Annotated in this window: 12 protein-coding genes; 5 read left to right on the forward strand and 7 right to left on the reverse strand. The window is 65.2% G+C overall.

The features are described 5' to 3' along the window. Window positions 1–8: 8 nt before the first annotated feature. Window positions 9–728 (forward strand): 3-oxoacyl-ACP reductase FabG, encoded by a 720-nt coding sequence (gene fabG / locus PSELUDRAFT_RS11150; protein WP_088968472.1) that lies wholly within the window; start codon window positions 9–11, stop codon window positions 726–728. 111 nt (window positions 729–839) lie between these two features. Here fabG and PSELUDRAFT_RS11155 read toward each other — a convergent pair whose 3' ends face one another. The 3 genes from PSELUDRAFT_RS11155 to PSELUDRAFT_RS11165 are packed head-to-tail and all read right to left on the reverse strand — an operon-like array spanning window position 840 to window position 2,871. Continuing rightward, window positions 840–1,343 carry a 3-hydroxyacyl-ACP dehydratase FabZ family protein gene (locus PSELUDRAFT_RS11155; protein WP_088966913.1) on the reverse strand — a complete coding sequence of 168 codons (504 nt, stop codon included), beginning with the start codon at window positions 1,341–1,343 and terminating at the stop codon, window positions 840–842. A 2-nt stretch (window positions 1,344–1,345) separates the two neighbouring features. Beyond that, window positions 1,346–2,593: a beta-ketoacyl synthase gene (locus PSELUDRAFT_RS11160; RefSeq protein ID WP_088966914.1), complete on the reverse strand. Its 1,248-nt coding sequence runs from the start codon at window positions 2,591–2,593 to the stop codon at window positions 1,346–1,348. Next, on the reverse strand, window positions 2,593–2,871 hold the full coding sequence (locus PSELUDRAFT_RS11165; RefSeq protein WP_088966915.1) for an acyl carrier protein: 279 nt from the start codon (window positions 2,869–2,871) through the stop codon (window positions 2,593–2,595). Before PSELUDRAFT_RS11165 ends, PSELUDRAFT_RS11160 begins: the two co-directional genes overlap by 1 nt. Window positions 2,872–3,109: 238 nt before the next feature. Here PSELUDRAFT_RS11165 and PSELUDRAFT_RS11170 point away from each other — a divergent pair, with 238 nt between their 5' ends. The 3 genes from PSELUDRAFT_RS11170 (at window position 3,110) to PSELUDRAFT_RS11180 (ending at window position 5,839) form a co-directional block, all read left to right on the forward strand. Continuing rightward, window positions 3,110–3,868: a lysophospholipid acyltransferase family protein gene (locus PSELUDRAFT_RS11170; RefSeq protein ID WP_088966916.1), complete on the forward strand. Its 759-nt coding sequence runs from the start codon at window positions 3,110–3,112 to the stop codon at window positions 3,866–3,868. A gap of 250 nt (window positions 3,869–4,118) precedes the next feature. After that, a complete protein-coding gene (locus PSELUDRAFT_RS11175) occupies window positions 4,119–4,892 on the forward strand; it encodes a glycosyltransferase family 2 protein (RefSeq protein ID WP_088966917.1) in 774 nt (257 codons plus the stop codon). A 68-nt stretch (window positions 4,893–4,960) separates the two neighbouring features. Beyond that, window positions 4,961–5,839 carry a class I SAM-dependent methyltransferase gene (locus PSELUDRAFT_RS11180; protein WP_088966918.1) on the forward strand — a complete coding sequence of 293 codons (879 nt, stop codon included), beginning with the start codon at window positions 4,961–4,963 and terminating at the stop codon, window positions 5,837–5,839. A 73-nt stretch (window positions 5,840–5,912) separates the two neighbouring features. Here PSELUDRAFT_RS11180 and PSELUDRAFT_RS11185 read toward each other — a convergent pair whose 3' ends face one another. Together PSELUDRAFT_RS11185 and yaaA are read right to left on the reverse strand one after the other, a co-directional pair. Then, window positions 5,913–7,487, reverse strand: coding sequence for a PAS domain-containing methyl-accepting chemotaxis protein (locus PSELUDRAFT_RS11185; protein WP_088966919.1), 1,575 nt, complete (start codon window positions 7,485–7,487; stop codon window positions 5,913–5,915). A gap of 343 nt (window positions 7,488–7,830) precedes the next feature. Next, on the reverse strand, window positions 7,831–8,610 hold the full coding sequence (yaaA, locus tag PSELUDRAFT_RS11190; protein ID WP_088966920.1) for a peroxide stress protein YaaA: 780 nt from the start codon (window positions 8,608–8,610) through the stop codon (window positions 7,831–7,833). A 66-nt stretch (window positions 8,611–8,676) separates the two neighbouring features. On the opposite strand from yaaA, the gene dtd reads away from it, so the two are divergent. Then, the gene (dtd, locus tag PSELUDRAFT_RS11195) at window positions 8,677–9,129 is read left to right on the forward strand and encodes a D-aminoacyl-tRNA deacylase (RefSeq protein WP_088966921.1); all 453 of its coding nucleotides are present in this window, start codon (window positions 8,677–8,679) and stop codon (window positions 9,127–9,129) included. Window positions 9,130–9,207: 78 nt separating this feature from the next. Here dtd and PSELUDRAFT_RS11200 read toward each other — a convergent pair whose 3' ends face one another. Together PSELUDRAFT_RS11200 and gloB are read right to left on the reverse strand one after the other, a co-directional pair. Continuing rightward, the gene (locus PSELUDRAFT_RS11200; protein WP_088966922.1) at window positions 9,208–11,307 is read right to left on the reverse strand and encodes a LysM peptidoglycan-binding domain-containing protein; all 2,100 of its coding nucleotides are present in this window, start codon (window positions 11,305–11,307) and stop codon (window positions 9,208–9,210) included. 144 nt (window positions 11,308–11,451) lie between these two features. Next, entirely contained in the window at window positions 11,452–12,225 is a 774-nt protein-coding gene (gene gloB / locus PSELUDRAFT_RS11205) for a hydroxyacylglutathione hydrolase (protein WP_231895199.1), read from the reverse strand. Window positions 12,226–12,240 lie beyond the last annotated feature (15 nt).

The raw sequence follows: 12,240 nt of genomic DNA on the forward strand, positions 1-12,240 counted from the left end.
GTATGAGCATGAAACGAGCCTTGATTACCGGTGGCAGTGGCGCCATCGGCGCAGCCATCAGCCAGCGGCTGGCGGCCGACGGTTTCCACGTCATCATCCACGCCAACAGCAATCTGGCGGCGGCCGCGCAACTGGGCCAGGCATTGCGCGAGCAGGGCTACTCGGCCGAGGCGGTGCAGTTCGACGTGGCCGATGCCGCCGCCACGGCAGCGGCGCTGGAGGCGCTGCTGGAGCAGGGCCCGGTGCAGGTGCTGGTGAACAATGCCGGCATCCACGACGACGCGGTATTCCCCGGCATGCAGGCGGCGCAGTGGCACCGGGTGATCGATGTCTCGCTGCACGGTTTCTTCAACGTGACCCAGCCGCTGACCATGCCGATGATCCGCACCCGCTGGGGCCGCATCATCAATATCACCTCGGTGGCGGCACTGGCCGGCAACCGCGGCCAGACCAATTACGCCGCCGCCAAGAGCGCGTTGCACGGCGCCACCAAGTCGCTGTCGCTGGAGCTGGCCAGCCGCGGCATCACCGTCAACGCGGTGGCACCGGGCATCATTGCCTCGGACATGACCAAGGACGTGTTCGACAAGGACATGGTGGCACAGCTGGTGCCGATGAAGCGGGTAGGGCGGCCGGAGGAAGTGGCCAGCCTGGTGGGCTTCCTGGCGTCGGAGCAGGCGGGCTATATCAGTGGCCAGGTGATCTCCATCAACGGCGGCATGATCTAGTCACCACTAACAAAACCTTCCTGCCGTTGTTGCGCGGCCTTGCCGTACTACTTGTACTGTCTGCGGCCGCGCGCATAGGCAGGATCGCTGCGCTAGGTTTTGTTAGCGGCGCTACGAGCTGGCGCTGCTAGCCGTTTGTAGCTGGCTGCGCGGCGCGTAGGCCAGTGCCACTTCCAGCTTGGCTACGTCCTGTTCCGCTACCTTCACCTGGGCGCTGATCTGTACCAGCAGCGGCGCCATCTGCCGGCAGTGGATGAAGAATTCCACCTGTTGCCCCGGCAACACCGGCTGCTTGAACCAGCAGTTGCGCACCGCCGCCAGCACGCCCACCGAATCCTCCGGCAGGGTTTTGACGTAGGGGTCGCCAGCCAGCAGGCCGGCGCCGGCGAGCTGCGCCATAGTTTCGATCAGCAGCACGCCCGGCACGATGGGCATGCCGGGGAAGTGTCCCTCGATGACCGCATGGTCATGCGGCCAACTTGCCACGCCATGAAACTGGTGCGGCCCCTCGATGGTAAGCCGCTGGCAGACGAAGATGGCGCCGCGGTGCGGCAATATCTGCTCGATATCGCTGCGCTGCAGCTGCATCGGGTAGGCGTAGCCCTGGCCGCTCATGACTACACGCGCTTTGCCACCAGCGACACATTGCTGCCGCCGAAAGCGAAGGAGTTGGACATGATGGCGCGGATGTCGCAGCCGTGGCGCGCCTGCAGCGGGATGTAATCCAGGTCGCAGCGCGGGTCCGGCTGTTCCAGCGTGGCGGTGGGCGGCAGCGAGCCGCTGCGCATCGCCATCACGCTGAGCGCGAATTCCAGGATGCCGCCGGCGCCGATCAGGTGGCCGTGCATCGCCTTGGTGGAGCTGACAGCCAGTTGCTCGGCCGCCGTGCCGAACACGCCGCGGATGGACTCGGTCTCGGTGACGTCGCCGGCATCGGTGGCGGTGCCGTGCGCGTTCAGATACTGGATGTCCTGCGGGCGCAGGCCGGCATCGTCCAGCGCCTGCTGCATGGCATGGATCTGCTCGGCGCTGGAAGGCGCGGTGAGGTGGGCGGCATCGCTGCTGCTGCCGTAGCCGCACAGCTCGGCCAGCGCCTGCTGGCCGCGTGCGTCGGCGCGGGCTTCGCTTTCCAGCACGATGGCGGCACCGCCTTCACCCAGCACGAAACCGCTGCGATCCTGCGAGAACGGGCGGCAGCTGCGCGCAGGGTTGGCCGCATGCGGCTTGGCCATCACCCGCAGTGCGTTCCAGGCCAGCATCGCACCCGGGGTGAGCATGGCCTCGCAGCCCACCACCACGGCGGCGTCCAGGTAGCCATCGCGGATGGCGCGGAACGCTTCGCCGATGGCGACGCTGGAGGAGGCGCAGGCCACGGTATAGGTATGGCTGGGGCCGCGCAGGCCGTAGCCCATGGAAATGGCGGCTGCCGGTGCGTTGGCCATCATGCGCGGTACCGACAGCGGGTGCACCATTACCGGGTTGCGCTTGCCGTCGCTGTGTACCGCGGCCTGGAAGCGGTCGTACAGGCCGTCCACGGTATGCGCGCCGCCAAAGCCGATACCGACGTAGACGCCGACGCGACGCGCATCATCCGGTGCCGGGCCGAAGTTGGCCGCAGCCAGTGCTTCGTTGGCGGCCACCAGCGCAAACTGGCTGGCGCGGTCCAGACCGGCATGCTTGCCATCCAGCAGGCTGGCCGGCTCGGCGGCGGCCGAAGCCTGCAGCACATTGGGCAGCCACCTGGCGATGTCCGGCGTGGCGGCGCCTATGGCGCAGTGCCCGGCCAGCGCCTGGGCGAAGCTGGTGGGCAGGTCGGCGCCCAGCGGGCTGATGGCGCCCATGCCGGTGATCAGGACCCTGGCCACTATTTGCCGGCTTCCAGGCTGAGTTCCGGCATTTCGCCGTTATTGTGCTCGCGGATGGCGGCTTCGATGTCGGCCAGCATGTCGCGGAAGCTCATTTGCGGGTAACGGGTGGGGTCCGGCAGCTGGAAGCCGCAGCGGTCCTCGATTTCGAACAGCATTTCCACCATGTCCAGCGAGTCGAGCCCCAGGGCGGAAACCTGCAGTGCCGGATCGTCGAACAGCGCCGGGTCCTTGCCCTTGGTTTCAACCAGGTAGTTCTTGATGATTTGTGCAAGCATGAGTATTCGATCCAAAGCGTGACGCGCACCAAAAGTCGGCGATTATATAGTAAAATTATGGCAAATGCGTGGTGCATAGCCTGATCCGGCCGGCATCTCCGCCATCAGCCGTCGTTACCATGACGGCCGTCAATCGCGCTGAAACTATCCCGGATTCCGAGTTGGCCGCAAGGCTGCTCCTGCGTGCTGGCCTGGTGCAAAAGATGGTTGCTTGGCAACCGGGGAAATACTCAAAATAATGTTCAATCGCTGTTTTCGCCTGGGCCAGATTGTCCTGTTCTACCTGATGTTGTGCTGGTTGGGCAGCATGCTGCTGCTGGGCAATATCGCCGCCTTGCCGCTGCTGCTGGCGCCGCGCCGCCTGCGTCAACCGGTGGTGCAATGGACGATCAGTGCCATCTGCCGCTGCTTTCTGGCCGGCGCCCAGGCCTGCGGGCTGATGCAGCTGGATCTGCGCGAGCTGGACCGGCTGCGCAGCCGCAAGCATTTGCTGCTGGTGCCCAATCACCCCAGCATGATCGATGCCTTCCTGGTGCTGTCGCGCATTCCGCGCGCGGTGTGCCTGATGAAGGCCAGCATCAGCTCCAATATGTTTCTTGGCGCCGGCGCCTATCTGGCCGGCTATGTATCCAACCGCTACCCGGAGCAGATGTTCCGCGCCGCCATCCGTACCCTGCGCCAGGGCACGGTGCTGATGATCTTTCCGGAAGGTACCCGCACCACGCAGCAGCCGGTGAACGAGATCGGCGGTTCGGTGGCCTTGATCGCCCGCAAGGCCGCAGTGCCGTTGCAGACCATCATCATCACCACCAATTCGCCCTATCTGAGCAAGGGCTGGAAAATCTGGAGGCCGCCGGCGTTTCCGCTGATCTACCGCGCGGTGCCGGGCAAGGAGTTTGCAGCGCAGGGCTCGCGCGATGACACCACCCGCAGCCTGCAGCAATATTTTGAAAGCACGATCCGTTTGTCTATCGACCCGGATCTGCAGCTGGACTGAGAGCTTGTGTACGATCTGCTGCGCGTCGGCGATACGGCGTTAAAAACGCCTTCATAATGCTCATTTACCATTTGTAAATTCCGCTTCCGCAGTCGTTTTTGCCTTGTCTCGCTCTAGCTCGCGAGATCATGAATACATTTTGAAGCCAGGCCGTCCGCGCGTTCTTGACCGGGGGGCCGGCTATCGGCTAAGTTCGCCCAATTCAAACAGCATCCGTCATGGGTGCATTTTTTCGTTCAGTCAGCCTGTCATGTCTATTCCCTCCACCACGCACGTGGTTCTCATCCCCAGCTACAACCCCGGCGCCAAGGTGTTCGATACCGTGCGGGCCGCCCGCGCGCAGTGGAACCCGGTATGGGTGATCGTGGATGGCAGCACCGACGGCACGGCGCAGGCGCTGCAGCAGATGGCTGCCGCCGACGACGGCCTGCAGGTGTTCGTGCTGCCGGAAAACCGCGGCAAGGGCGCGGCGGTGCTGCACGGGCTGGATCAGGCGACACGACTGGGCTTCAGCCACGTGCTGTGCATGGATTCCGATGGCCAGCACCCGGCGCAGCTGATTCCCGAGTTCATGGCGCGCTCGCAGCAGCAGCCGGAGGCCATGGTGCTGGGGCTGCCGGTGTTCGATGCCAGCGCACCCAGCCTGCGCGTCAAGGGACGCAAGATTTCCAACTGGTGGGCCAACCTGGAAACGCTGTGGGCAGGCATCGGCGACTCGCTGTTCGGCTTTCGCGTCTACCCGGTGGCGCCGCTGCGGCACATCATGCAGCGCCAGCGCTGGATGCGCCGTTTCGACTTCGACCCGGAGGCAGTGGTGCGGCTGTGCTGGTACGGCGTGCCGCCGGTGAACCTGCCGTCGCCGGTGAAATACTTCCAGGCCGGGGAGGGCGGGGTGTCGCATTTCAATTACTGGCGCGACAACCGCCTGCTGACCTGGATGCACACCCGGCTGATGTTCGGCTTCGCCCTGCGCCTGCCGCTGCTGCTGTGGCGCCGTTTGACCGGCAAGGGCGTCGCCCGCTGATGCCGGCATGGCACGCTGCGCTGGCGCTCGCCAGGGTTGGCCGCATGCCGGCAAGGGTGGACTGAGCCATGTCTACTCCCGCCATGCTGACGCATCTGCTGCTGGAGCGGCTGTCGCGGGCCGTGCTGCCGCGCGAGCCGGAGCCGCAGGCGCTGATGGAAGATGCCGCGCAGATCCAGGCTTTCATGCAAAGCGGGCAGGATCACGGCATCCTCAATTACTTCTATCTGTTTCACGCCGTGATGTCGCTGCCGGTGATCCGGCCGGGCGACGTGGTGCTGGATCTGGCCTGCGGCCCGGGCAACCAGTTGCTGCAGTTCGCCCGTCTGCATCCGGATGCGCGCTTCATCGGCCTGGATGCCTCGGCCGGCATGCTGGCGCTGGCGCGCGACAACCTGGCGCGGGCAGGGCTGCCCAATGTCGCGGTACAGCAGGGCGACATCAGCCGTCTGGATGGCCTGGCTGATGCCAGCATCGACTGCGTGCTGTGCACCATGTCGCTGCACCATCTACCGGATGGCGAGCAGTTGCAACAGACCATGCACCAGATCCGCCGCGTGCTGCGTGCCGATGGCGGCGTCTACCTGGCCGATTTCGGCCGCCTGAAGCGCCGGGCCACCCAGCATTTCTTTGCCCACGACCGCATCGAGCTGCAGTCCGCGCAGTTCACCGCCGATTTCCTCAATTCGCTGCGCGCGGCGTTCAGCCTGGACGAGTTGCGCCAGGCCATCGACTTGCTGCCGCAGCGGCTGCCGCACTACCAGACCGCGCTGGCGCCGTTCATGCTGCTGTTCCGCAGCGCGCCGCGCCGCACGGTGGATGCGGCGCTGGCAGAGCGCGTCCGCGCAGGCTATGCCCGGCTGAGCGGAGGCGAGCAGCGCGATTTCGACAACCTGGCGCGCTGGTTCCGCCTTGGTGGCCTGACGCTGCCCTGCGCCATGCGTTGAGCGCGCAGCGCTGAGCCTGCGTGGGGCACCGTCTGCCATGCTGCTGCCAACTTGAGCGCCCCGGGCGGGCCGCTCAGCACACCTCGAAATGTTCCGCCAGCTGCGCCAGGCTGCCGGCCTGCTGCGCGATCTGGCTGATGCTCTGGCTGGCAGTGTCGATGTCGCGGTGCGAGGCCTCGATCTGGGCGGCGATGTGCGTCATGCGCTCGGCCAGGTAGCTGGCGCTGGCCGACTGCTGCGCGTTGGCGGTGGCGATCTCCTGCATCATGCCGTTGACGTTGCCCACATCGCCATGCACCGACTGCAGCTGCGAGCTGGTGCGCTGCTGGGCGGCCACGCCGTCGCGGGTCTGGCTGGTGATGTTGGCAATCGCCCCCACGGTACTGTCTGCCGCGCCGCGCACATTGTTGATCAGCTCGTTGATTTCGTCGGTGCTGAGGCTGGTGCGTTCGGCCAGCTTGCGCACTTCATCGGCCACCACGGCAAAGCCGCGGCCGGCCTCGCCGGCGCGCGCGGCTTCAATGGCTGCGTTCAGCGCCAGCAGATTGGTCTGGTCGGCGATGTCGTGAATGGTCTGGGTGACGCGGATGATGTTGTTGATGGCGCCGGACAGCTCCTCGATGATGGCCTGGGTGTTTTCCACCGTGCCGGCGGCCTGGTTGCCGCGCTGGCAGGCGGCGGCCATCTCCTGGCTGCTGTGCTGCAGCTGCTGTTGCGAGCGCAGGCTCAGCTCGGCGGTCAGCGCGGCATTCTGCGATACCTGCTCGATGGTGGTGGACAACTCCTCCACCGAGCTGCTCATCTGCAGCATGCTGTCGTTGGCCGCTTCCATGCGCTGGTAGATGCCTTCGATGGCATGCTGCATGCGGCCGGTGTCGGCGGCGACTTCGCGGGCGGTGAGCTGCACGTCGTCCAGGGTGACTTTCAGGTGCACCTGCATGTGGGCGAGGGCGGCTTCCAGCTGGCCAAGCTCGCCGGCGGTGTCGATGCCCAGCGGGTTGGTGAGCCGGCCCTCGGCAATATTGGCGCAGGCGGTCAGCAGCTGTTGCTGTTCGCGGCGGCGGCTGCGCTCCAGCAGCCACCAGCAGCCGCTAGCCAGCAGGGCGCTGCTGCCCAGCGTCCAGCCCAGCGCGCCGCCCAGCAGCAGCGAGGGTACGGCGGCCAGCAGTGTCATCGCCATGGCGTACACGCTCTGGAAACGCGCCAGCAGGCGGCCGCGTGGCGCGGGTTTGCGCAGCGGCGCGCCATTCATCAGCGCCGGGTACAGTTGTTCGGCGGCGCGAATTGCCTCACGCCTGGCCGGGCTGCGCACCGACATATAACCGCTGACCTGGCCCTGCTGCTTGATGGGCACCACGAAGGCATCCACCCAGTAGTGGTTGCCGTTCTTGCAGCGGTTCTTCACCAGGCCGCGCCAGCAGTGGCCGCCCTTGACCGTGCGCCACAGGTCCTCGAACAGTACCGGCGGCATGTCCGGGTGACGCACGATATTGTGGTTCTGGCCCAGCAGCTCCTCGCGGCTGAAGCCGGAAATGGCGACGAAGGCGTCGTTGGCATAGCTGACGGCGCCTTTCAGGTCGGTACGGGTGACGATGAGGCCCGACTCGAACGGGGTTTCCACCCCGGTAACCGGCAAATTCTGTTTCATGACCCAGCCTGGCTGACAGTGATAGCAGCGCATCATAGCCATCGGGCCAGCGGCTGGCCTCACATCCATTTGATCAAAATCAAGCCGCTGTCATTCATCAACAAATGCTTGTGAATGGTGCGGTTTTTGCCGGCAATTGTTCAGCTGTTGGCACTGGCCGAGCGGTGCCAGTTGTTGCGTTCCTGTGACTGCGCGCCGGATGTGGCGCTATTTTCGATAGCAGCAACCATGACAATGGGGTGATTTGTGCGGCCAACCCTGGCGCTTGATACGACAAAGCCCCGGTGCCTGACGCCGGGGCTTTGTCGCTAAAGGTTGGCCGCAAGCCTGCGGCCAGGCGGTGTTACTGCGCTGCCGGGTCGCGGCGGAACACCCAGGTGTTCTCGTCCGAGGCTTCCGGCGCAAAGGCGTAGCCTGCGTAGTTGAAGTCCAGCAATGCCTGTGCGTCGTGGATGCGGTGCTTCACCGCCCAGCGCGCCATCAGCCCGCGTGCGCGCTTGGCGTAGAAACTGATGATCTTGTACTGGCCGTTTTTCAGGTCCTGGAACACCGGGGTGATCAGCCGCGCCTGCAGCTGTTTCGGTTTTACCGACTTGAAGTATTCGTCCGAGGCCAGGTTCACCAGTTGCGGGAACTCGTGCTGCGCCAGCAGGCGGTTCAACTCGTCGGTGATCAGGCTGCCCCAGAACTGGTACAGGTTGCTGCCGCGCGGGTTGGCGAGGCGGGTGCCCATTTCCAGCCGGTAGGGCTGCATCAGGTCCAGCGGGCGCAGCAGGCCATAGAGGCCGGACAGGATGCGCAGGTGCTGCTGCAGCCAGTCCAGCTCGCCATCGGCCAGGCTGGCGGCGTCCAGCCCTTCGTAGACGTCGCCCATGAACGCCAGCGCCGCCTGCTTGGCATTGGCGGGGGTGAACTGCGGCTGCCAGTCGTGGTAGCGGCCAACATTGAGCTCGGACAGCGCCGGGCTGATGTCCATCAGCTTGCCCAGCTCGGCGGGGCTCAGCCGGCGCAGCACGTCGATCAACTCGGCGCTGTGGGCCAGAAAGTCTGGCTGGCTGAAGCTGGGGGTGTGGGCGGGGGTCTCGTAGTCCAGGGTCTTGGCTGGCGAAACGACCATCAGCATGGCAAATCCTTGTCCGGGTGGCAGGCCGCCATTTTAGAATGCCACGTCCAATGATGGGAGTATGAAATGCGAGTTCTGGTACAGCGTGTGCGGCAGGCGTCGGTGACGGTGGCGGGGCAGATCACCGGCAGTATCGATGCCGGCCTGTTGTTGCTGGTGGGGGTGGAGGAAAGCGATGGCGCCGAGGACATCGGCTGGCTGGTGCGCAAGGTCAGCCAGCTGCGCATCTTCAATGACGATGCCGGGGTAATGAACCGCTCGGTGCTGGATGCCGGCGGCGAGGTGCTGGCGGTGAGCCAGTTCACGCTGTTTGCCAGCACCAAAAAGGGCAACCGCCCCGGTTACAGCCGCGCTGCGCGGCCGGAGCTATCACAGCCGCTGTTCGAGCGTTTCGTGGCCGAGATGCAGACGGCCCTGGGCAAGCCGGTGCCCACCGGCATCTTTGGCGCCGACATGCAGGTAGCGCTGATCAACGATGGCCCGGTGACCATCTGGCTGGACAGCAAGGCGCCGGAGTAGCAGAAGGTTGGCCGCAAGACCGGAAAGCACAAGGCCGCACATGTGCGGCCTTGTTGGCATATGGCAGGCAGACAAGGCTTACAGCCCGTCGTCCTCCTGCTGTACGCGAATCTTCTGGCCCGGCTGCAGGCGCGATATCTGCTCCGGGTCGTTCCAGCGCAGGATGTCGGTGTGCGACACGCTGAACTTGCGGGCGATGCTGAACACGGTATCGCCACGCTGTACCACGTAGTCGGCCGGCACCGCACCGGTGGCTGGCTGGCGTACGGTGTAGCTGACCTGGCGCAGCGGCGAGCTGTTGCTGGCCAGGGCGGTAGCTGCCGCGGCCGGTTGCGCCGGCTGGGTGGACAGGATCTTCAGCGTCTGGCCCAGGCGGATATTGCTGTCGTTCAGGCTGTTGAGCTGCTTGAGGTCATCCACGCTCATGCCGTAGCGGCGGGAGATGTTGAACAGGGTATCGCCTGCGGCCACGGTATGCAGGCCGGCGCTGGCGGTTACCACGCGATCCGGGGTGGCCAGCGCGGTCATGGTGGCGGCCGGCTTGCTTTCGCTGCGGATGGTAATGCGCGGCGCATCGTTACCGCTTGCTGCGGCGGCAGGCTTGGCATCAACTGCGGGGGTAGCGGCCGGCTTGCTGCTCTCGGCCTGGGCAAGCACCACCGGCACTGCCGGCTTGCTGACTACCAGTGCGGCCGGTTGCAGCGCCGGCTGCGCATCAGCCTTGGCGATGCTGCTGACGGCTTGCGGCTTGATGGTGTTCTGGCTGGCAACGGCGGTCAGTACCGGCTGGCTGCTGGCAGCCGCTTGCTGGCTTGCTGCCTGCACTGTTGCCTGGCTTGCCGGCTGCGGCTTGCTGTCAAGCTGCGCGCTGCGCACTGCTACCGGCGTGGTGCTGGTGGCGGCTGCGGCGATCAGCGGCTGGCTGCTGGCCACTGGGGCCTGCGGTGCGGGGTTGCCGTTGGCCGCAAAGGCCACCAGGGTGGCGGTCTCGGCTGCCGGGGCGGCGATATCGGTGGCATCCAGCTGTGGTGCGGCATTGGCATTGCCACGCAGTGCCACCAGTACCGGGCGGCCGGCCGGCAGTACCGGGTTGCCGCGCAGATTGTTGGCGCTGGTCAGCTCGGTCGTGTTCATGTCGAAGCGGCCGGCCAGCTGGGCCGGGTTGGTGTCGCTGTCCGGTACGTATACCTGCCAGGTCAGCAGCGGCTTGTCCCATTTGGCGAGGTTGGTCTCGAATTTGTGCAGCTTGCTTTCCGGCAGCAGCATCTGGCGGCCGTTCTTGTAGGCGAACACCGGCAGGTTGAAGGCCGGGTTCAGCTCCTTGAATTCCGCTACCGACATGTCGGCCATGCGGGCCGCCAGGTCGATGTTCATGTGGCGGCCGACAGAGACGGCCACGAAGGACGGTTTGTTCGGAAACGGCGACATGCGCAGGCCGAATTTTTCCGGGTTCTGCAGCAGGTTGCGCACGGCCAGCAGCTTGGGCACGTAGTTGCGCGTTTCCTTCGGCATCTGGATGTTTTCGTAGTTTTCCACTTCGCCGCGGGCGCGCACCTTGGCAATGGCCTTGGCCAGGTTGCCTTCGCCCCAGTTGTAGGCGGCCAGCGCCAGGCTCCAGTCGCCGAACATGCCGTACAGGTTCTGCAGGTAGTCCAGTGCGGCGCGGGTGGATTCCAGCACGTCGCGGCGGCCGTCGTACCACCAGGTCTGCTCCAGGCCGTACTGGCGGCCGGTGGTGGGCATGAACTGCCACAAACCGGAGGCGCCAACCGGCGAATCGGCGGTGGCGACGAAGGCGCTTTCCACCATCGGCAGCAGCGCGATCTCGGTGGGCATGCCGCGGCGTTCCACCTCGTTCATGATGTAGAACAGGTATTTGCGGCTGCGGTCGAGGGAGCGGCGGAAGTAGTCGGCCTTGCTGCTGTACAGGCGCTCGTGCAGGCGCACCAGCTCCGGGTTCACCTCGCTCATCTGGAAGCCTTCGCGTACGCGCTGCCAGACATTGTCGCCGTTGCGCAGCAGGCTGGTGTTCAGCAGCATCATGTCGAGACCTGCTGCCAACCCGTCGTCAACGCTGCGTTGCGGCTGGCTCAGGCTGACAGGGGCACTGGCGGCATGGGCCGGCGCCAGGGCGAAAGCGAGCGAAACCGACAAGGCGAGCGGGGTGAGCTTTTTCATCAATCTAGAGCCTGTATTTCGTATCGGGCGATGCTAACACGCACTGCCGGGCATTCAAACCGGAAAGTGCTGTTTAAACAGGATTTTTCTGTATTTTTAGTTGATATTTTCCGTCTGGCCCAGCTTGCCGTGCCGACAGAGAACTCATGCCGCCCGAAAGTGGTTTTTCCACTCGCGAAGTGTGGCAAAAATGGCCTCACTGCCAGCAAGGGCATGACCGGCCTGGCGCGTGGCGGCACTGGCCACTTCCGGGCTGGCGGTGCGCAAAAACGGGTTGGTAGCCTTTTCCTGGCCAATGCTGCTGGGCAGGGTTGGCCGCATGACGGCGCGGCTGGCCTGATCCTGTTGCCAGCGCGCCTGCAGCGCCGCGTTGCCGGGCTCTACGGCGAGTGCGAACTGCAGGTTGGACAGCGTGTATTCGTGCGCCGGGTAGCACAGCGTGTCGTCCGGCAGTGCCGCCAGTTGCTGCAGCGAGGCATGCAGCTGCGCCATGGTGCCGTCGAACACCCGGCCGCAGCCGGCGCCGAACAGCGTATCGCCGCAGAACAGGTGCTGCTGCCACAGGAAAGCCAGATGGTTGGCGGTGTGGCCGGGCACTTCCAGTACGCGGGCCTGCTGGCCGAAGGCACTGATTTCGCTGCCGGCCATGACCGGCTGAGTGACATGCTCGACGCCGGCCGGGCCGTAGATGTCCAGTTGCGGCCAACGTGCCGCCAGTGCCGGCAAGCCGCCGATATGGTCGGCGTGATGATGGGTGATCCAGATGGCATCAAGCTGCAGGCCCTGCGTGGCGAGAAACGTCAGCAACGGTGTCGCATCGCCCGGATCGACGGCGATGGCGTGCGTGGTGTCGTGCAAAACCCAGATATAATTATCTGCAAAGGCACTAACCGGTGTGAGGCGAATGATGTCGGCCATGGGATACCCCGAAAC

The organism is Vogesella sp. LIG4, assembly GCF_900090205.1.
GTDB lineage: Bacteria > Pseudomonadota > Gammaproteobacteria > Burkholderiales > Chromobacteriaceae > Vogesella.

Coding starts and splice junctions, on each gene's coding strand:
- fabG (WP_088968472.1), top strand. CDS start 9: ATGAAACGAGCCTTGATTACCGGTGGCAGTGGCGCCATCGGCGCAGCC.
- PSELUDRAFT_RS11155 (WP_088966913.1), bottom strand. CDS start 1,343: ATGAGCGGCCAGGGCTACGCCTACCCGATGCAGCTGCAGCGCAGCGAT.
- PSELUDRAFT_RS11165 (WP_088966915.1), bottom strand. CDS start 2,871: ATGCTTGCACAAATCATCAAGAACTACCTGGTTGAAACCAAGGGCAAG.
- PSELUDRAFT_RS11170 (WP_088966916.1), top strand. CDS start 3,110: ATGTTCAATCGCTGTTTTCGCCTGGGCCAGATTGTCCTGTTCTACCTG.
- PSELUDRAFT_RS11175 (WP_088966917.1), top strand. CDS start 4,119: ATGTCTATTCCCTCCACCACGCACGTGGTTCTCATCCCCAGCTACAAC.
- PSELUDRAFT_RS11180 (WP_088966918.1), top strand. CDS start 4,961: ATGTCTACTCCCGCCATGCTGACGCATCTGCTGCTGGAGCGGCTGTCG.
- PSELUDRAFT_RS11185 (WP_088966919.1), bottom strand. CDS start 7,487: ATGAAACAGAATTTGCCGGTTACCGGGGTGGAAACCCCGTTCGAGTCG.
- yaaA (WP_088966920.1), bottom strand. CDS start 8,610: ATGCTGATGGTCGTTTCGCCAGCCAAGACCCTGGACTACGAGACCCCC.
- dtd (WP_088966921.1), top strand. CDS start 8,677: ATGCGAGTTCTGGTACAGCGTGTGCGGCAGGCGTCGGTGACGGTGGCG.
- PSELUDRAFT_RS11200 (WP_088966922.1), bottom strand. CDS start 11,307: ATGAAAAAGCTCACCCCGCTCGCCTTGTCGGTTTCGCTCGCTTTCGCC.
- gloB (WP_231895199.1), bottom strand. CDS start 12,225: ATGGCCGACATCATTCGCCTCACACCGGTTAGTGCCTTTGCAGATAAT.